The organism is Exiguobacterium sp. s59 (assembly GCF_018617475.1).
Taxonomy (GTDB): domain Bacteria; phylum Bacillota; class Bacilli; order Exiguobacteriales; family Exiguobacteriaceae; genus Exiguobacterium; species Exiguobacterium aestuarii.
Window position 1 is genome coordinate 173,161 of sequence record NZ_JACSKG010000001.1, and the last position, 17,971, is coordinate 191,131.

The window sequence follows — 17,971 nt, forward strand, 5'->3', positions numbered from 1 at the left end:
ATCCGATACATATCGTCTGATTTCAAAAATTTTTTTGAAGAATTTCCGTCGGCTTCCTTCATATTTAAAAGATTCGGAATTTTAACGAGGGGGCGCTCGAGCTGGAAGCTTTTATCATGGAAACAGACTGAAAATTTACGCTATACTCATGAGGAAGACATGATGGAGTCAAGTGACCTTACTTTACGGCTCAATCCATTGTACGACTCTGTTCGAAGGAGGAATTTTCTTGTCGGTGTTACATTTAGCTATTTTGTTGCCGCTCCTCGCGGCACCGTTCATCCCGTTCTTGTTTCGGGGGATGAAACAAATTCATACAGGTTGGTTCGTCCTGATCGTACCGGTCGTGCTCGTCACCTACTTCGCCGGATTTATTCCGATCACGAGTGCAGGGGACGTCGTGACAGAGACGATTGCGTGGATGCCGTCCCTCGGGATCAATTTCACGGCATACGTCGACGGACTCAGTCTATTGTTCGCCCTCCTCATCACGGGGATCGGCGCACTCGTTGTCCTATATTCTATTTACTATTTGAATAAGGACAAAGAGTCACTCGGGCATTTCTACGTGTATCTCTTGATGTTCATGAGTGCGATGCTCGGGGTCGTTCTCTCGGACAACATGATTGTCATGTATATGTTCTGGGAGCTCACATCGATTTCATCATTCCTGTTGATTGGTTACTGGTATGAGAAAGAACGCTCACGCTACGGCGCACAGAAGTCGATGCTTCTCACCGTATTCGGTGGATTGTCGATGCTCGGGGGGATTGTCTTACTCGAGTCGATGATTGGTTCGTACAGTATTCGCGATATGATCGCGAACTCTGACGTTATCGCTGAGAGTCCATTCTTCCTCGTCGCGATGATTCTCATCTTGCTCGGGGCGTTCACGAAGTCGGCGCAGTTCCCGTTCCACATCTGGTTGCCTGACGCGATGGAGGCACCAACTCCGGTCAGTGCGTACCTTCACTCGGCAACGATGGTCAAGGCAGGTCTCTACCTCGTGGCCCGTATGAGCCCGGTATTCCAAGAGTCATCGGTATGGCTATGGACGATTGCCGGAGTCGGGATGTTCACGATGTTCTGGGGCTCATTCAATGCCGTGAAGCAGACCGACCTGAAGGGAATCCTGGCGTTCTCGACAGTCAGTCAGCTCGGATTGATTATGTCACTCCTCGGTCTCGGTGCGGCTGCGCTCCACTATGACGGAATGGATGACAACATCTTTATGGTCGCGACGATTGCAGCGATTTTCCATTTGATTAACCACGCAACGTTCAAAGGCTCGCTCTTCATGATGGCCGGGATTGTCGACCATGAGACGGGCACACGTGACATTCGTAAGCTTGGCGGTCTGATGACTGTCATGCCAATTACGTTCACGATTGCCGTCATCGGTTCGCTCTCGATGGCAGGTCTACCGCCATTTAACGGTTTCTTGAGTAAAGAGATGTTCTTGAAGGCGACGACGAAAGTGTTCTCGGCCGATTTCTTCGCGCTCGATACGATTGGGATCTTACTCCCGGTCATTGCGTTCGTCGGAAGTGTGTTCACGTTCATCTACAGCATCATGCTGTTCACACGGACATTCATGGGCAAGGCGAAGTTCGATCAATTGCCGAAGAAACCGCATGAGGCGCCAATCGGCATGTTGATTTCACCAGCTATCCTCGCGCTTCTCGTTGTCGGTCTCGGGTTCTTCCCGAACGTATTGTCGAACTCGCTAATCAAACCGGCGGTCGAGTCGATCTACCCGACACTCGTCGCACAAGGGCAAGAGGTAGATGTCCACATTTACTTCTGGCACGGTTTGACGCCAGAGCTCTTCATGACAATCGGGGTCGTTCTCCTCGGTTCGCTGTTGTTCTGGCAAATGGGCAAATGGATGGGGATCTACAATCGGATCCCGCATCGTTTGACACTCAACGGGATGTACGATGGTACGCTCGTCTGGTCAAATAAAGCAGCATATCGCTTCAAAGACAATTACATGACTGGATTCATCCGGTCGTATTTAATCTATATTTTCGTCTTCCTCTCAGGCATGATGCTCTTTAGCATCTGGTGGTTCGACATGTACCAATTCTCGTTCGAGAACTTGGCAGAGATCGCACCATATGAATATGTGCTTGGTGCAGTCGTCATGCTCGGTGCGCTCGCGATTCTCTTTATGAAATCGCGTCTACCGTCCATCATTTTACTCGGGGTCGTCGGATATGGCGTGGCATTGTTCTTCGTCTTCTTCGGTGCACCTGACTTGGCACTGACCCAACTCGTCATCGAGACGGTATCGGTCGCCTTGTTCTTGCTCGTGTTCTACCACATGCCGGACATCAGCAAGAAGGAAGTACGCATGCGTTTCAAAGTCGGGAATGCCATCGTGGCCGTTCTCGTCGGGACGACCGTGACGCTACTCAGCTTCATGGCGCTCACGAACAAATCGCTCACCTCGATCTCGGAGTATTACAAAGAGAACGTGTATGAGCTTGCAGCAGGGAAAAACATGGTCAACGTCGTTCTCGTCGATTTCCGTGGATTTGATACCTTGTTTGAAATCGTCGTTCTTGGAATTGCGGCTTTCGGGATCTACACGATGATTAAATTTAGAACAACACGACGTACGAAAGGAGAAGGTGCACATGAAGCAAAACAGCAAACGCGTCAATGACGTCATTTTGCAGACGGCCGCGATTATCATTTTCTTCATCATCGTCATCTTCTCGATCGATTTGTTCTTTGCCGGTCACTATTCACCAGGTGGAGGATTCATCGGTGGATTGATGACATCCGCGGCGCTCGTCTTGTTGCTACTCGCATTTGATTCGAAGACGCTCGCGAACGTTCTCCCGATCGACTACCGTCTCATGACGGCGACGGGATTATTGATCGCACTTTTAACAGGTCTTCACTCGGTATTCTTGGGCCGTCCGTTCTTGACACATGCCTACGGGAAGTTTGATTTACCACTTCTCGGCGAACAGACGCTTCACACGGCGATTGCGTTCGACTTAGGGGTTTATCTCGTAGTCATCGGAATTACGTTGACGATTATACAAACGATTGGAGAGAGTGAATAATGGAAATCTTCGTTAGCATCATCATCGGTGTCCTGACGATGTGTGCCGTCTATCTTGTTCTCTCAAGAAGTTTGTTACGCATCATCATTGGCACAGCCTTGTTCAGTCACGCGGCACACCTTCTCGTCTTGACGACAGCAGGTTTGAAGACAGGGGCAGCCCCTGTCCTCGTCGACGGTGTGACTGAATTCACAGACCCGTTACCGCAAGCGCTCGTCTTGACGGCAATCGTCATCAGTTTCGGGGTGACGGCGTTCTTCCTCGTACTTGCCTACCGCACGTATCAGGAGCTCAGCACGGACAATATGGAAGAAATGAAAGGAACAGAATCGTATGATTAACTTACCGGTCTTTCCAATCGTCATTCCTGCGCTTGCGGCCATCATCATGATGTTCATGCCAAAACGGGTCCAGCTGCAGCGTGGGATGGCTCTTGGAGCTTTAGCCATGACGGCGATCGTGTCACTCTTTCTCGTGCACACGGTCTCCACGGAGGGGATTCAAACCCTCAACCTCGGGAACTGGCAAGCGCCGTTCGGGATCACACTCGTATCGGATATGCTGTCAGCCCTACTTGTGACGACGTCGACTCTCCTCACGCTCTTCATCGTGTGGTTCGCCGTCCACTACTTCTCAGATTCATATGAAGGCAACTACTTGTACATCTCGATGCTCTTCTTGCTCGTCGGGGTGAACGGTGCCTTCACGACAGGTGATATCTTCAACTTGTTCGTTTTCTTCGAGGTCTTCTTGATGTCCTCATACGTATTGATTGTACTCGGTGGACGAGGCGTCCAATTACGAGAGTCCATCAAGTACTTGCTCGTGAACATCATCGCCTCGGCACTCTTCGTCATGTCGGTCGCCTTGCTTTACGGCGTCACAGGTACCCTCAACTTAGCGGACTTGGCAATGAAAATCCCGCTCGTCGACAACCCGGATGTCATCACCGTCATCGGTGTGATGTTCGTCATCGTCTTCGGGATGAAAGGGGCGCTCGTCCCACTTCATTACTGGCTCCCTGGAGCGTATGTGGTCGCACCGACTCCGATTCTCGCGATGTTCGGGGCACTCTTGACGAAAGTAGGGGTCTACTCGATTTTACGAACGTACACGTTGCTCTTTGACGGAAACGGTGAATTTTTACAGACGTTCCTCATGGTGCTCGCTGTCCTCACCATCTTCATCGGGATGACGGGAGCGATCGCCTATAACGACGTGAAGTTGATCATCATCTACAACATCATGATCGCGGTCGGGGTCATTTTGTACGGGATCTCCGTCAACACGCAGACGTCTCTTGAAGGGTCGCTCTACTACTTGATTCACGATATGATCATCAAGGCGGTTCTCTTCATGCTCGTCGGGATGATGATCGGGATCACCAAATCCGGTCAACTACGCGATATGGGTGGACTCATCACCCGCTTCCCGCTGTTCGGATGGACATTCTTCGTCGCAGCGCTCTCGCTCGCAGGGATTCCACCACTCAGTGGATTCTTCGGGAAGTTATTGATCGTCTCAGGTGGGATGGACGAAGGAGAGCTGTTCGGACCACTTCTCGTTCTCTTGTCGAGTCTGTTCGTCCTCTATTCGGTCATGAAGATCTTCTTGAACGGATTCTGGGGAGAAGCGAAGCGCGAGTATGACGGACCGCTCGTACCGTATACGAAACGTCTGATTGTGCCGGTCTTCTTGTTGCTCATCATTGCGGTCGCATACGGATTCGGGGCAGAAGCCATCCATCCGTATATCACGCAGGCGATCGAGCCACTCGTCAATCCAGAAATCTATATCGATGCCGTGATAAAGGAGTGAAATACAGATGGCTTATCAACTATTGATTAACTTTTTCTTGGCGTTCATCTGGATGTTCCTCACGGGATCGTTCACATCGAGCGGATTCTTCGTCGGGTATTTACTCGGATTGCTCATCTTGTTCATGATGCGCCGATTCTTTAAAGCTGGTGGCGGCAGTTTTTACTTCACACGCGTCTGGCGTCTGTTTAAACTGCTCCTCATCTTCATCCGGGAACTGTTCCTCGCGAACTTCGAGGTGTTACGTCTCGTCCTCAGTCCAAAGCTGAAGATTCAACCGGGGATCTTCCGGTATGACACGTCCCTCGACAAAGGATGGCAAGTCAGCTTGCTCTCGATGCTGATCACGCTCACACCGGGGACGCTCGTCGTTCAGGTGTCAAAAGACAATTCCGTGCTTTATATCCACGCACTCAACATGCCGGATAAGGAAGCATTGCGAAAAGACATTTATGATAACTTTGAATCAAGCATTAAGGAGGCGACAGAGTGATGGATTTACTAGACATTCTCATCTACATCTCGCTCGCCATTCTTTTGCTTGCGATGTTGATGATGTTGTATCGCGTCGTCAAAGGACCGACGACGGCTGACCGAGTCATCGCGCTCGACTCCATTGGGATCGCGCTCATCTCGGTCGTCGCGTTGCTATCGATCCTGCTCGATACGACGTTATATTTTGAAGTCATCTTGCTACTCAGTATTTTGGCCTTCATCGGAACGGTGGCGTTCTCGAAATTCTTAGAGAGGGGAGAGATTATCCAACATGACCGCGACAATGATCTTTGATCTCATTACCGGCATCTTCACGATCATCGGCGTCTTCTTCACGGTCGTCGCCGCGATTGGTCTCATCCGTCTCCCAGATATTTATTCGCGAACACATGCAGCCTCGAAGAGTGCGACACTCGGTGTCATGTTCGTCCTCTTTGCGGCCGTCCTTCACGTCTATGTCGATGAACGGGTATTTGACGCAAGACTCTTGCTCGGTCTCTTCTTCGTCCTTTTGACAGCTCCAGTTGGTGGTCACCTCATTTCACGTGCAGCGCACTCAAAAGGGGTCCCGCTTTGGGAGAAGTCGTTACAAGACGCATTGAAAGAAGACAAGGATAAAGGAATCGAATGAAAGAAAGACGGGATTCGCCTCGGTGCGAATCCCGTCTTTTGTTTAGATCAGGTAAGTCAGGTCGGAAGCAGCGGTCGGATAGGCGACTTCTAAGTGCTTCACGTGTTGATGCGACAGTTTGTTCTGTATAATGAAAGAGAACAGATTGATGAGTTCTGGGGCATGGTGTCCAATCAAATGTGCCCCGATGACGTGACCTTCCTCACTCAACAATACTTTCGAATAGGCGGTCGCGTCATTGATCCGTGAATAGGTGAGGAAGTGTGACATGTCCGTCTCTTTCACGTCGAAGTCGATTCCTTCTGCCTCAGCCTCTTCCACGGTGAGACCGACTTTGGCAATCGGTGGGGTCGCATAGACGATTGTCGGCGCCGGGCGTTCGGGGAGTACCCGCGTGTTTCCGTGAAGCATGTTCAACGCAGCGAGGCGTCCTTCCTGACCGGCGAACGGGGTGAGGGCAGGATTTGGACTGTACGCGACATCTCCGGCGGCATAAATAGCGGGGTTACTCGTCTGTAGGTATTCGTTCACATGGATGCCTTGACGGTCTGACTTGACCCCGGCTGCATCGAGATGGAGTCGCTCGACGCTTGGAATTCGTCCGGTAGCGTTAAGGACAACTCCTTCAAGGGTAGAGTCATCTGATAACGTTAAGACGTTCCCATCGATTCGTGTCGGCTCGACGTCGTGTCGGACGCTGATGCCGATGCGCTTCGATTCCTCGACGAGTCGATGGACGACGTTCGGGTCGAATGCTTTTAGTGCCTGTGAACGGATGAGGAGTGTCACGTCACTTCCGAAACGTCGAAAGATATGGGCGAATTCAAAGGCGATATAGCCGGCACCGACGATGTGAATCGATTCCGGTAAGGCGTCGAGGTCGAAAACGTCATCGCTCGTGATGGCCTGATCGCCACCTGGGATATCAAGAGGGCGTGGCGTTTGACCGGTCGCAATCAAAAATTGAGGGGCCGATAGCTCGTGACCTTCGATGACAATGGAATCCTCATCGATAAAGTGAGGTTCTCCCTGATATAAATCAATGTTCATCTCGTTCCAATGTTGTGTTTTTGACGTGGGAATCGAGAAGCGATATTCATCAATCCGCTTTTTAAAGGCCTGCCAATCGAGTGACAGGCTTCCTTCGACGCCGAGCTCGCGCATGCGCTCGGTCCGGGCAAGTAGCTCGGCACCTTCGGCGAGCATTTTTTTCGGGTCACATCCGCGTTGGGGGCACGTTCCTCCGAACGTCCAATTTTCAATGATGGCGATTTCTTTACCGGCGTCACGTAAAATCGTGGCGGCTTGGCTAGCGGCAGACCCGCTACCGACAATGATGACATCGTATCGTTTCATAATATAAAATCCTCCTCTGACGAGATATCACACTCTTTTTCCCGTCTAGGAGGAAGCTAAACTGAGGTGAATGGAATTGAGTCATACCGACCACATTAAACATAAATTAGCGCTGCTCCCGGACGAGCCGGGCTGCTATTTGCATAAAAACGAATATGGAGAGGTCATCTATGTAGGGAAGGCGAAAAATCTGAAGAATCGGGTCCGCTCATATTTTACGGGAGCACACGACATCAAGACGATGCGCCTCGTCGCGGAGATTCGTGACTTCGAGTATATCGTGACAGCGAGTGAACTCGAGGCGTTGCTCCTGGAGATGACACTCATCAAAAAGCACGACCCGAAATACAACATTCGCCTGAAAGATGACAAGACGTATCCGTACATCAAAATCACGAACGAACCGTATCCGCGACTTTTGACGACACGTAAGCTGAAGAAAGACGGCGGACATTATTTCGGACCGTATCCGAACGCTTACGCGGCGAACGAGACGAAACGTCTGCTCGATAAGCTATACCCGCTCCGGAAATGTCAGCCGATGCCGAAGAAACTTTGTCTTTATTATCACATCGGGCAATGTCTAGGACCTTGTGAACTGGCGGTCGATACGGATTCGCAAAAAGAGATCGTCAATGAGATTCGTCGCTTCTTGAATGGGGAGACAGCTGAGACGCTCGCGAAATTGAACGTCGAGATGGGGCGTGCCGCCGAAGACATGCAATTCGAACGGGCGGCTGAACTGCGTGACCAGATTCGAGCAGTCGAATCGATCATGAACAAACAAAATATGATTACGGCCGACCCGACGGCACGTGACGTTTTCGGTTATACACTCGACCGAGGTTGGATGTGCGTCCAAGTCTTTTATATGCGAGGCGGCAAAATGATCGAGCGAGACGTCTCCCTCTTCCCGATGCACGGTGAGCCTTCGGAAGAGCTCGAAAGTTTCATCGTCCAGTTCTACGAACAAAACGTCGTGCCGAAAGAGATCCTCGTACCGGAGACGGTCCGGCTCGACTTGTTGAATGACGCCATCGGCACGAGAGTGATGCAACCGAAACGTGGGGCAAAGAAACAGCTACTCGATTTGGCGGCGAAGAATGCGACAATCGCCTTGAACGAGAAGTTCGAATTGCTCGCCCGGGACGAAGAGCGGACGTTACTCGCGATGCGTGAACTCGGGGAAGCCATCGGGATCCCGCATTTATCACGCGTTGACATCATCGATAACGCGAACATCCAAGGAGCGGACGCTGTATCGGCACTCGTCGTCTTTGAAGACGGGAAGCCGCTCAAAAAGGAATATCGGAAATATAAGATTCGGACCGTCCAAGGACCAGATGATTACGAGACGATGCGCGAAGTCGTGCGTCGCCGGTTCCGCCGCCTGTTGACGGAAGATAAGCGACTACCTGATCTCCTATTGATTGACGGAGGGATTGGTCAATTGAATGCGGCGCTCGACGTCATCCAAAACGAGTTTGGACTCGACTTACCGGTCGGCTCACTCAAAAAGGATGACCGACATCGGACGAGCCAACTCTTGTTTGGAGAACATGGTGCTGTCGTCGAACTCCATCCACGATCAAGTGCGTTTTATTTGTTGCAACGGATGCAAGATGAGGTCCACCGTTTCGCCATCACTTTCCATCGCAGCTTGCGGACGAAGAAAATGACGAAGTCGATTCTAGATGAGATTCCGGGAGTCGGTCCGAAACGTCGTCAACAGCTCATCCGTCATTTCGGGTCGATGAAACAGATTCGTCTGGCCTCGCTCGAACAATTGAAGGAAGCTGGACTACCTGAAAAATTAGCAGAGACCGTCCTGCAATACGTGCACGAGGACACGGATGAATGACATGACATAGGGAATACTTCGTTAGCTGTTAGAGAAAGGACATTTTCCGGGAAATATCGTGTCGGTCGTCCGTAAGGCGACGCGGAGCAATGAAGGGGAAAATGTGGCGTTTGATCGGCACGAACTAGATGAATTCCGTCGGTACATGCGTCAACAACTTCACAGTAAACAAAAATAAGAGTCGATGCATTTGGCATCGACTCTTATTCGTAATCGTCTTTCCGGTCTAGTTGGACGGTGATTTGGACAGTTCTTCGGGCGGGATCGGCATACCCTTCCGCGACGCACTGGAAACGACCTGCAATCTGTTCGGCTAAAAATCCAGCTTCAAGCTGATAGTAACCTGTCGTTTTGGCTTGGGTCGCAGGTGGTGGGGTGAGTTCGTATGTAAATTTACTCCCACGTTCCTTTTTGAGCGTCAACGCTCCCCAACCTGCCTCATCGAAGAATGCAGTCAGTTCATCGTCAGACATCGTCGGGAATTTTCGGGCGACCCGCTTTCCTGACCAATAGATGACTTGGGCGTAATCTTCACCAAGCAAGTCCGTCAACACATAGTCGCGAAGAAGTTCAATCGCGAAAATTGGTTGGCTCATCGTTTCCATTCTATCCCATCACTCCAATCTCTCTATATCATTATAACGACCAATCGGAATTTGGTCATCCTGTATTTTTGAAAAGAATGTGGCACAAATCGGTTAGGTTGTCTTGTCATACAATTTTCACAAGAGTAGAATAGGAGACAGAAAGCTATATCTGCATTTGAAAACGCTTTTATTGACAATACGAGCCAATGCTCGTGAAAAGGGGGAACTAGAATGGCAGCGCATCGTGACTACTTCAGTCGTAAAGTCCATTCGCTACTTGGGGTCATTCCAATCGGTTTGTTTTTGATCGTTCACTTGTCGGTCAACTACTACATCGTCGATGGGGTGGAGTCATTCAACAAAGCAGCAAAATTCATGGAGAACTTACCGTACTTGTACTTCCTTGAAGTGACGATTATCGCATTGCCGATGATCTTCCACGGAGTGTACGGCGTGTACTATGCGTTTCTCGGGTCGATCAACTCGAACCGTTATTCATACGCACGCAACTGGTTGTATCTCTTCCAACGCTTCACAGGAGTCTTCCTCGTGATCTTCATCGCGTGGCACGTTTGGGAAACGCGTCTAGCGAAATTGCGCGGGGTCGAAGTCAATGCGGAGATGATGCAAAACATCGTCGACAATCCGCTCATGTTGATCTTCTACATAGTCGGAATCCTTTCGGCTACGTTCCACTTCGCGAACGGTCTTTGGTCGTTCTCGATCACGTGGGGAATCACACAGTCACCTCGTTCGCAACGTCTCATGAGCTACGTATCAGGTGTCGTGTTCTTGGCACTATCTTTTGTCGGCATCCGTTCGATTTTGACGTTTGCAGGCATCTTGTAATTAGGGGGAATTTTACATGGCAAATCAAAGTTTGATCGTCATCGGTGGCGGTCTAGCTGGACTCATGGCGACCATCAAGTCGGCAGAGATGGGTGTTCCGGTAAAACTATTCTCGCTTGTACCGGTCAAGCGTTCACATTCAGTTTGTGCCCAAGGTGGGATTAACGGGGCTGTCAACACGAAAGGGGAAGGTGATTCTCCTTGGCAACACTTTGATGACACGGTCTACGGAGGCGACTTCCTCGCCAACCAACCACCTGTACAAAAGATGGCGGAAAATGCGCCGAAAATCATCCACATGTTCGACCGGATGGGGGTTATGTTCAACCGTACGCCAGAGGGTCTCTTAGACTTCCGTCGTTTCGGTGGAACGCTTCACCACCGTACGGCATATGCTGGAGCGACAACAGGACAACAACTTCTTTACGCACTTGATGAGCAGGTTCGTCGTTACGAAGCGCAAGGTCTCGTCGAGAAATATGAAGGATGGGAATTCCTTCGTGCCGTCATCGATGAAGAAGGCATCTGCCGCGGTGCGGTCTGCCAGGATTTGCGCTCGATGGAAATTAAAGCGTTCCCATCGGATGCGGTGATCTTAGCGACAGGTGGCCCAGGGGTCATCTTCGGGAAGTCGACAAACTCGGTCATCAACACAGGACAAGCAGCGGCAGCGGTTTACCGCCAAGGTGCGGTCTACGCGAACGGGGAGTTCATCCAAATTCACCCGACTGCGATTCCTGGGGACGACAAACTTCGTCTCATGAGTGAATCGGCTCGTGGTGAAGGTGGACGTGTCTGGACATACAAAGACGGGAAGCCATGGTACTTCCTCGAAGAGAAATATCCAGCTTACGGAAACCTCGTACCGCGTGACATCGCGACACGTGAGATCTTTGATGTATGTGTTAACCAAAAACTCGGCGTCAACGGCGAGAACATGGTCTACCTCGACTTGTCTCATAAAGATTCGAAAGAACTCGACATCAAACTCGGTGGAATCCTTGAAATCTATGAGAAGTTCGTAGGAGACGACCCGCGTAAAGTACCGATGAAAATCTTCCCGGCAGTCCACTACTCGATGGGCGGACTATGGGTCGATTACGATCAAATGACGAACATCCCGGGACTCTTTGCAGCCGGCGAATGTGACTATTCGATGCACGGTGCGAACCGTCTCGGCGCAAACTCACTTCTTTCAGCTGTTCATGGCGGAATGGAAGCGGGGCCAGCGGCGGTCAACTACATGCGTGGTCTCGACCAAGCGACAGAAAGCGTCTCAGAAGCACTCTTCAACTTCAACGAGCGTGAAGAGATTGAACGCTTCAACAACATCCTTGCGATGGACGGGACAGAGAATGCGTATCAAATTCACCGTGAACTCGGTGAACTCATGACGGACAACGTCACGGTCGTTCGCTATAACGACAAGCTCGAAGCGACGGACAAGAAAATCCAAGAATTGCGTGAACGTTTCCATAACATCTCAGCTACGGATACGGCACGTTGGAGCAACCAAGGGGCATCGTTCATCCGACAGCTCGACCACATGCTCGACCTCGCACGCGTCATCACACTTGGCGCACTCAAACGGGACGAGAGTCGTGGTGCCCATTACAAACCGGAATTCCCGGAACGTAATGACGAGCAGTTCATGAAGACGACGATGGCACGTTACAAAAATGGGGAAGTCGATATCTCGTATGAAGACATCGATGTTTCGTTAATCCCGCCACGTAAACGGGATTACTCGAAGAAAGGGGCGAAGACGAAATGACGACGCCAATGCAATCTGAACAAAAAGACATCCGCTTCATCATCGAACGTCAAGATGGACCGGATCAAGCAACGTATACAGAAGAATTCACGGTGCCGTACCGTCCGAACATGAACGTGATCTCGGCACTGATGGAAATCCGCCGTAACCCGGTCAATGCGAACGGGGACAAAACGACACCAATCAACTGGGACATGAACTGTCTCGAGGAAGTGTGTGGTGCCTGCTCGATGATCATCAACGGGAAGCCACGCCAGTCGTGTACAGCGCTCGTCGATAAACTCGAGCAGCCGATCCGCCTCGCACCGATGAAAACGTTCCCGGTCATCCGTGACCTTCAAGTCGACCGTCAACGCATGTTCGACGCGTTGAAAAAAGTGAAGGCATGGGTTCCGATCGATGGAACGTATGACCTCGGTCCAGGACCACGTATGCCAGAGAACAAACGTCAGTGGGCGTACGAACTTTCGAAATGTATGACATGTGGGGTTTGTCTCGAAGCGTGTCCAAACGTGAACGACAAATCAGACTTCATCGGTCCAGCTGCTATCTCGCAAGTCCGTCTCTTCAACTCGCATCCGACAGGTGCCTTCCACGCGGAAGATCGCCTCGAAGCGCTCATGGAAGACGGTGGGATCATGCAGTGCGGAAACGCACAAAACTGTGTCGAAGTTTGTCCGAAAGGCATCCCGCTCACGACGTCTATCGCTTCGATGAACCGTCAAACGACGCTTCACTCGTTCAAACAGTTCTTCGGTAGTGACAAAGGTCGCACCGGTTCTGCGGTCGAGGCGTAAGCGAGCCGATGACCAAGTACTTTCGAGAGCCAGGTTGGGAAACACGTGTCAAAGCAGGGGTCGCGCTCGATGTGAAAGTCCGATTTTCGGAGTGCGACCCGTACGGTCACATGAACAATACGATTCCATTCATCTACTTCGAAGATGCGCGAATCGAATTGTTAGAAGCGACAGGATTCTCCTTAAAGGACGGATTTGTCGTCGTCGCCGATGCGCAATGTGACTATGTTCGACAAGTCATGCCACGTCAACAGCTGACTGTGCATGCCAATATCTTGACGGTCGGAAACACTTCATGTGATATTCATTACGGGGCATATGACGGAGATCAACTCCTATTCGCGGGACGGACAAGCCTCGTTCATTTGACGAAGGAAGGTCGTCCAACGGAATGGACTCCGGAATATAAAAACCGCTTGCAGAATTTTTGCGAATCCGCTATCATTTGATAATGAGTTCACAAACAAAAAATATTCTGCCGGTTCGCCTGTAGAATTGAATTTTGAAGGGAGACCATCATCTCATGGAAAAAACGTTCACAGTCGTTGCTGATTCAGGAATTCACGCTCGTCCAGCTACTCAGTTGGTTAACACAGCTTCTAAGTTCCAATCAGACATCAACCTCGAGTACAATGGTAAAACAGTTAACTTGAAGTCGATCATGGGTGTACTTTCACTCGGTATCGCAAAAGATTCTACAATCAAGATCACTGCTGAAGGTGAAGATGCAGAAGAAGCGATCAACACGCTTTCTGACATGCTCACTAGCGAAGGTCTTGCTCAGTAATTCGGGTAACGGACGAGGCGCCACTGGCGACCTCGTCTTTTTTTGTCATGGGAACGTTTCTTTTTCCGTCCGATGTTTTTTGGTAAGATAGGTGAGAATGGAAGTGATGCAAAATGAAACGAGCGATTGGAGTCCTCGATTCAGGAGTCGGTGGGTTGACGGTAGTCAAAGAATTGATGCGCCAACTCCCTAAGGAAGAAATCATCTATATCGGGGATACGGAACGCTGTCCATATGGGCCGCGTCCGCACGATGAGATTGAAGCTTATACATGGGAACTCATTGAGTTTCTATTGAAGAAAGACGTCAAAATGATTGTCATCGCGTGTAACACGGCGACGGCGGTCGTTTTGAAAGAGGCGCGGAAACGTCTCGACATCCCGGTCATCGGTGTCATTGACCCAGGTGCCCGTGCGGCCGTCAAAGGCACGCGTAACAAACATATCGGAGTCATCGGCACGAAGATGACGATTGAGAGCGGTTCGTATGAAAAGGCGCTTCGCCATGTAGCCGGTGAGGTCGATGTATACTCACTCGCTTGTCCACCTTTTGTCCCGCTCGTAGAGGCAGGGGACGTGTCGGGAGACCGCGTCCACCAGATCGTGGAGGAGACGCTACGGCCGCTACAATCTTCCGAGATGGATACGCTCATTCTCGGTTGCACGCATTATCCGATCCTCGCTCCCGTCATTCAGGACGTGGTCGGGCCGAACGTGCATCTGATTTCGTCAGGTGATGAGACGGCGCTCGAAGTCGCAGCGATCCTTGACTATCAAGAGTTGGAGAACGGATTAGATACTGTCCTATCCCATGCCTTTTATGCGACGGGTGACATTGAACTGTTCGACCGATTGGCGAGCGAATGGCTCGGTCGTCCGGTCCAGGCGGAGAAAGTAGAGGTGACAGGCATTGCGTGATACAAGACGTTTTGATGAACTACGAACGGTAGAAATCGTTCCTCATGTGAACAAACATGCGGAAGGGTCTGTCCTCATTTCGATTGGTGATACGAAAGTGATTTGTACGGCGACTGTCGAAGAGCGCGTCCCGAACTTCCTTCGCGGAAAGAAACAAGGCTGGATCAACGCAGAGTATGCGATGTTGCCACGTGCGACCGGTGACCGGACCGTCCGCGAATCGGTACGTGGGAAACAATCAGGTCGTACGATGGAGATTCAACGTCTCATCGCGCGGTCGCTCCGGTCGGTCGTTGACCTAGAGCGCCTCGGCGAGCGAACAATCTGGATTGACTGTGACGTCATTCAAGCGGACGGTGGTACGCGTACAGCGTCCATCACCGGTGGGTTCTGTGCTCTCGTCCTCGCTGTTGACCGCTTGATTCGTCAAGGGAAGCTCGACGACACCCCAATCAAAGAAGGCGTCGCGGCAATCTCTGTCGGACGGACCGATGAACTTGTCCTAGACTTGGACTACATGGAAGACGCTGCGGCTGAGGTCGATATGAACGTCGTCATGACGGCGAGCGGTCGTTTCGTCGAGGTACAGGGTACAGGAGAAGAGGCGACGTTCACCCTTCAAGAGATGAACGAGATGCTCGCGCTCGCGCAACATGGAATCGAATCATTATTCAAGACGGCAGAAGAGGCGCTCGGTGCTTCTTGGTGGTACGTCGGAGAACGTTCGGAGGAGACATTATGAAGTTGATCATTGCGACACACAATCCTGGAAAAGTGAAAGAACTGGAAGGGATGTTGACACCGCTCGGATTCGAGGTCAAATCGTTGCTCGACTATCCGGATGCACCGGAAACAGATGAGACGGGGACGACATTTGAAGAAAATGCGGCGTTGAAAGCGACGGAAGCGGCTGCCTATTTCGGGCATGCCGTACTCGCGGACGACTCAGGTCTTGAAGTCGATGCACTCGACGGGGCCCCTGGGGTGTATTCGGCCCGCTTCGCCGGTCCTGAGAAGTCGGATGAGGCGAACAATGCGCTTCTTCTTGAAAAGTTGAACGGGCAAACGAACCGCGCGGCGCGTTTCGTCTGTGCGCTCTGTCTGGCGAAACCGACCGGGGAAACGTTGACCGTTCGTGGAACGATTGAAGGGACGATCGGTTACTCACCACGAGGCGAGAACGGTTTCGGGTACGATCCACTCTTTATCGTCCCATCGCTCCACAAGACGGCAGCCGAACTAGAACGTGAAGAGAAAGCGGTCGTCAGTCACCGTGGACAAGCATTACGAAAACTGGAGGCAGAAATCATTCCATTCATGAAAGGATGAAGCTTATGCGTTTTCTAATAGTGAGTGATAGTCATGGTCTGACCGAGGAATTGACAACGATTTTTGAGCGACACGAGACAGAGATTGATGACGCCTATCATTGCGGCGACTCTCAACTCGCTTTAGTCGATGAACATTTATTACCGTATCGGACGGTCCGTGGGAACTGTGATTTTGGGGGAGACCTTCCACTCGAACGGATCGAGACGACAGATGCAGGTACGATTCTCATCGTCCATGGGCACCATCACGACGTCAAATTCGATTTGAATCGGTTGCGATATCGGGCTGAAGAGGTCGGTGCGAACGTCGTCTTGTTCGGCCACTCGCACGTGGCGGGTGCCTTGATCGAAGACGGAGTCGTCTACATCAACCCAGGTTCGATCCGTATGCCACGGGGACGAGCGGACAAAACATATGCGCTTCTTGACCTAGAAAACGGGGAAGCGGCGGTGCGTTTTTATCGCTCAGAAGACGGTTCTCACGTTGAAGATTTAGACATCTCAGGAAAACTATGAGTTTCGAATGGGAAATCGATTGACAGGAAACCATTTTTCTATTATAGTTTTCATGTCAATGTCCCAATAGCTCAGCAGGATAGAGCAACGGCCTTCTAAGCCGTCGGTCGGGGGTTCGAATCCCTCTTGGGACGCTTCCATTAAAATAGAGACGCTCTCTACGGAGAACGTCTCTTTTTTCATTTTCCAGGAAATCGATTGACAAGGAATCGCGTCCTAACGGAAGATGAAAGGGAATGGAAGAGAGGGTGAGGGAAGATGGAGAAGGAAAAGGATCAGGAGTATCCGTTCCCCGGGAATTGGTCGCGTCTGCATAAGATGATTCAAGAGGCGGATGCCTCTGGGGAACGACAGCGGATCGAACCGATTTTATGGGATTGGTATCAGGCGATTCCGGGTGACCCGTTTATTTTCATGGAAATCTTCCAATGTGCGATGGAAAAACCGGACGACCCGGAAACGCTCGAAAAGTTGCAGGAACTCGTCGCCATTCAGATGGCAGAAGCAGAAGAACCAGCTTCGGGCGGATTACAAATCGCACAGTATTACATCATGCGGGACCAACCGTTTGAAGCGGCGCACTGGATCAACCAGTATCTCGAATGGCAAGACAAAAAAGACACGGTCAACACGCAAGCACTCCAGGTGCTCCAAGTGTTGAAGATGACCGAGTTTCCGGCGGCAATCGCCAAATTGAAGCGGACGTTGACGCGCGGCAGTACAGGGGAACAAATCGAAGCGCTGCAACATGTTCACTTCAATATCGATGCGGTGCTCGACAATGTGCTCCATGAGCTACTCGTATCAAACCGACCGAAACTGATCAAACTGATCGTGTTAGAAAAGGCGTTCGTTGAACTATCGGTCATCAAATGGACAGATGGGGATTCGACAAATGAGATGTCGCAAATGGAGGCGACATCGCACATCGAGACGTGGGAGAAAACCGTCCTATCGCTCCAAAAATCGGTAGAGGGCGATGAGATCGGAACGCAACTCTTGATGAATTATATGTATACGCATTATCCGTATGTGCCGGCAGAAAAAGCGGACGTGGAACAGGCACTTGTACAGGCGAAACAAGCGATTTTGCATGACGAGGCAGTCGACGGTTTGGCAGCTTCGATTTTAGAGGCGGATCTGCGCTTCACACAGGCGTTATTAGACTAAAT

General features: G+C 50.9%; 20 protein-coding genes and 1 tRNA gene. 19 read left to right on the top strand and 2 right to left on the bottom strand.

The features are described from left to right. Positions 1 to 229: 229 nt before the first annotated feature. The 7 genes from KNO91_RS00920 to mnhG are packed head-to-tail and all read left to right on the top strand — an operon-like array spanning position 230 to position 6,024. Positions 230 to 2,671, top strand: coding sequence for a Na+/H+ antiporter subunit A (locus tag KNO91_RS00920; RefSeq protein WP_214815673.1), 2,442 nt, complete (start codon positions 230 to 232; stop codon positions 2,669 to 2,671). After that, positions 2,643 to 3,080 carry a Na(+)/H(+) antiporter subunit B gene (locus tag KNO91_RS00925; RefSeq protein WP_214789438.1) on the top strand — a complete coding sequence of 146 codons (438 nt, stop codon included), beginning with the start codon at positions 2,643 to 2,645 and terminating at the stop codon, positions 3,078 to 3,080. The genes KNO91_RS00920 and KNO91_RS00925 overlap by 29 nt, the downstream gene beginning before the upstream one ends. Then, positions 3,080 to 3,421 (top strand): Na(+)/H(+) antiporter subunit C, encoded by a 342-nt coding sequence (locus KNO91_RS00930; protein WP_015881093.1) that lies wholly within the window; start codon positions 3,080 to 3,082, stop codon positions 3,419 to 3,421. The genes KNO91_RS00925 and KNO91_RS00930 overlap by 1 nt, the downstream gene beginning before the upstream one ends. Continuing rightward, positions 3,414 to 4,898 carry a Na+/H+ antiporter subunit D gene (locus KNO91_RS00935; protein ID WP_214815676.1) on the top strand — a complete coding sequence of 495 codons (1,485 nt, stop codon included), beginning with the start codon at positions 3,414 to 3,416 and terminating at the stop codon, positions 4,896 to 4,898. The genes KNO91_RS00930 and KNO91_RS00935 overlap by 8 nt, the downstream gene beginning before the upstream one ends. Before the next feature lie 7 nt (positions 4,899 to 4,905). Continuing rightward, positions 4,906 to 5,391: a Na+/H+ antiporter subunit E gene (locus KNO91_RS00940; protein WP_214815678.1), complete on the top strand. Its 486-nt coding sequence runs from the start codon at positions 4,906 to 4,908 to the stop codon at positions 5,389 to 5,391. Then, positions 5,391 to 5,687, top strand: coding sequence for a Na(+)/H(+) antiporter subunit F1 (locus KNO91_RS00945; protein WP_026826530.1), 297 nt, complete (start codon positions 5,391 to 5,393; stop codon positions 5,685 to 5,687). Before KNO91_RS00940 ends, KNO91_RS00945 begins: the two co-directional genes overlap by 1 nt. Next, complete coding sequence (gene mnhG / locus KNO91_RS00950; RefSeq protein WP_214794371.1) at positions 5,665 to 6,024, top strand: monovalent cation/H(+) antiporter subunit G; 360 nt, start codon at positions 5,665 to 5,667, stop codon at positions 6,022 to 6,024. The genes KNO91_RS00945 and mnhG overlap by 23 nt, the downstream gene beginning before the upstream one ends. Before the next feature lie 42 nt (positions 6,025 to 6,066). Here mnhG and KNO91_RS00955 read toward each other — a convergent pair whose 3' ends face one another. Continuing rightward, a complete protein-coding gene (locus tag KNO91_RS00955; RefSeq protein WP_214794369.1) occupies positions 6,067 to 7,380 on the bottom strand; it encodes a dihydrolipoyl dehydrogenase family protein in 1,314 nt (437 codons plus the stop codon). A 70-nt stretch (positions 7,381 to 7,450) separates the two neighbouring features. Here KNO91_RS00955 and uvrC point away from each other — a divergent pair, with 70 nt between their 5' ends. After that, positions 7,451 to 9,241: an excinuclease ABC subunit UvrC gene (uvrC, locus tag KNO91_RS00960; protein ID WP_214815681.1), complete on the top strand. Its 1,791-nt coding sequence runs from the start codon at positions 7,451 to 7,453 to the stop codon at positions 9,239 to 9,241. A 203-nt stretch (positions 9,242 to 9,444) separates the two neighbouring features. Here the strand turns inward: uvrC and KNO91_RS00965 are convergent, their stop codons facing one another. Continuing rightward, the gene (locus KNO91_RS00965; RefSeq protein WP_251126499.1) at positions 9,445 to 9,837 is read right to left on the bottom strand and encodes a YslB family protein; all 393 of its coding nucleotides are present in this window, start codon (positions 9,835 to 9,837) and stop codon (positions 9,445 to 9,447) included. A gap of 222 nt (positions 9,838 to 10,059) precedes the next feature. On the opposite strand from KNO91_RS00965, the gene KNO91_RS00970 reads away from it, so the two are divergent. From KNO91_RS00970 to KNO91_RS01020, 11 genes are all read left to right on the top strand, one after another. Continuing rightward, a complete protein-coding gene (locus KNO91_RS00970) occupies positions 10,060 to 10,677 on the top strand; it encodes a succinate dehydrogenase cytochrome b558 subunit (protein WP_015881102.1) in 618 nt (205 codons plus the stop codon). Between the two features lie 16 nt (positions 10,678 to 10,693). Then, positions 10,694 to 12,451 carry a succinate dehydrogenase flavoprotein subunit gene (sdhA, locus tag KNO91_RS00975; RefSeq protein WP_214789421.1) on the top strand — a complete coding sequence of 586 codons (1,758 nt, stop codon included), beginning with the start codon at positions 10,694 to 10,696 and terminating at the stop codon, positions 12,449 to 12,451. 8 nt (positions 12,452 to 12,459) lie between these two features. Beyond that, entirely contained in the window at positions 12,460 to 13,248 is a 789-nt protein-coding gene (sdhB, locus tag KNO91_RS00980; protein WP_193343274.1) for a succinate dehydrogenase iron-sulfur subunit, read from the top strand. Positions 13,249 to 13,256: 8 nt separating this feature from the next. Then, entirely contained in the window at positions 13,257 to 13,697 is a 441-nt protein-coding gene (locus KNO91_RS00985) for an acyl-CoA thioesterase (RefSeq protein WP_214789418.1), read from the top strand. 74 nt (positions 13,698 to 13,771) lie between these two features. Beyond that, positions 13,772 to 14,035, top strand: a complete 264-nt coding sequence (locus KNO91_RS00990) for a phosphocarrier protein HPr (protein WP_015881106.1) — start codon at positions 13,772 to 13,774, stop codon at positions 14,033 to 14,035. A 113-nt stretch (positions 14,036 to 14,148) separates the two neighbouring features. Then, the gene (gene racE / locus KNO91_RS00995; protein ID WP_214815684.1) at positions 14,149 to 14,952 is read left to right on the top strand and encodes a glutamate racemase; all 804 of its coding nucleotides are present in this window, start codon (positions 14,149 to 14,151) and stop codon (positions 14,950 to 14,952) included. Beyond that, on the top strand, positions 14,945 to 15,694 hold the full coding sequence (rph, locus tag KNO91_RS01000) for a ribonuclease PH (RefSeq protein ID WP_214789413.1): 750 nt from the start codon (positions 14,945 to 14,947) through the stop codon (positions 15,692 to 15,694). Before racE ends, rph begins: the two co-directional genes overlap by 8 nt. Continuing rightward, positions 15,691 to 16,281: an XTP/dITP diphosphatase gene (locus KNO91_RS01005; RefSeq protein ID WP_214794363.1), complete on the top strand. Its 591-nt coding sequence runs from the start codon at positions 15,691 to 15,693 to the stop codon at positions 16,279 to 16,281. The genes rph and KNO91_RS01005 overlap by 4 nt, the downstream gene beginning before the upstream one ends. A gap of 5 nt (positions 16,282 to 16,286) precedes the next feature. Then, entirely contained in the window at positions 16,287 to 16,799 is a 513-nt protein-coding gene (locus tag KNO91_RS01010) for a metallophosphoesterase family protein (RefSeq protein WP_214815687.1), read from the top strand. 60 nt (positions 16,800 to 16,859) lie between these two features. Continuing rightward, a tRNA-Arg gene (locus KNO91_RS01015) sits at positions 16,860 to 16,933 on the top strand. Between the two features lie 124 nt (positions 16,934 to 17,057). Continuing rightward, positions 17,058 to 17,969: a hypothetical protein gene (locus KNO91_RS01020; RefSeq protein WP_214815690.1), complete on the top strand. Its 912-nt coding sequence runs from the start codon at positions 17,058 to 17,060 to the stop codon at positions 17,967 to 17,969. The last annotated feature ends 2 nt before the right edge of the window (positions 17,970 to 17,971 follow it).

What these genes read in the sequence shown, in the direction of transcription:
- KNO91_RS00925 (WP_214789438.1), top strand. Translation starts at nt 2,643, where the DNA reads ATGAAGCAAAACAGCAAACGCGTCAATGACGTCATTTTGCAGACGGCC.
- KNO91_RS00930 (WP_015881093.1), top strand. Translation starts at nt 3,080, where the DNA reads ATGGAAATCTTCGTTAGCATCATCATCGGTGTCCTGACGATGTGTGCC.
- KNO91_RS00935 (WP_214815676.1), top strand. Translation starts at nt 3,414, where the DNA reads ATGATTAACTTACCGGTCTTTCCAATCGTCATTCCTGCGCTTGCGGCC.
- KNO91_RS00940 (WP_214815678.1), top strand. Translation starts at nt 4,906, where the DNA reads ATGGCTTATCAACTATTGATTAACTTTTTCTTGGCGTTCATCTGGATG.
- KNO91_RS00945 (WP_026826530.1), top strand. Translation starts at nt 5,391, where the DNA reads ATGGATTTACTAGACATTCTCATCTACATCTCGCTCGCCATTCTTTTG.
- mnhG (WP_214794371.1), top strand. Translation starts at nt 5,665, where the DNA reads ATGACCGCGACAATGATCTTTGATCTCATTACCGGCATCTTCACGATC.
- KNO91_RS00955 (WP_214794369.1), bottom strand. Translation starts at nt 7,380, where the DNA reads ATGAAACGATACGATGTCATCATTGTCGGTAGCGGGTCTGCCGCTAGC.
- uvrC (WP_214815681.1), top strand. Translation starts at nt 7,451, where the DNA reads ATGGAATTGAGTCATACCGACCACATTAAACATAAATTAGCGCTGCTC.
- KNO91_RS00965 (WP_251126499.1), bottom strand. Translation starts at nt 9,837, where the DNA reads ATGAGCCAACCAATTTTCGCGATTGAACTTCTTCGCGACTATGTGTTG.
- KNO91_RS00970 (WP_015881102.1), top strand. Translation starts at nt 10,060, where the DNA reads ATGGCAGCGCATCGTGACTACTTCAGTCGTAAAGTCCATTCGCTACTT.
- sdhA (WP_214789421.1), top strand. Translation starts at nt 10,694, where the DNA reads ATGGCAAATCAAAGTTTGATCGTCATCGGTGGCGGTCTAGCTGGACTC.
- sdhB (WP_193343274.1), top strand. Translation starts at nt 12,460, where the DNA reads ATGCAATCTGAACAAAAAGACATCCGCTTCATCATCGAACGTCAAGAT.
- KNO91_RS00985 (WP_214789418.1), top strand. Translation starts at nt 13,257, where the DNA reads ATGACCAAGTACTTTCGAGAGCCAGGTTGGGAAACACGTGTCAAAGCA.
- KNO91_RS00990 (WP_015881106.1), top strand. Translation starts at nt 13,772, where the DNA reads ATGGAAAAAACGTTCACAGTCGTTGCTGATTCAGGAATTCACGCTCGT.
- racE (WP_214815684.1), top strand. Translation starts at nt 14,149, where the DNA reads ATGAAACGAGCGATTGGAGTCCTCGATTCAGGAGTCGGTGGGTTGACG.
- KNO91_RS01005 (WP_214794363.1), top strand. Translation starts at nt 15,691, where the DNA reads ATGAAGTTGATCATTGCGACACACAATCCTGGAAAAGTGAAAGAACTG.
- KNO91_RS01010 (WP_214815687.1), top strand. Translation starts at nt 16,287, where the DNA reads ATGCGTTTTCTAATAGTGAGTGATAGTCATGGTCTGACCGAGGAATTG.
- KNO91_RS01020 (WP_214815690.1), top strand. Translation starts at nt 17,058, where the DNA reads ATGGAGAAGGAAAAGGATCAGGAGTATCCGTTCCCCGGGAATTGGTCG.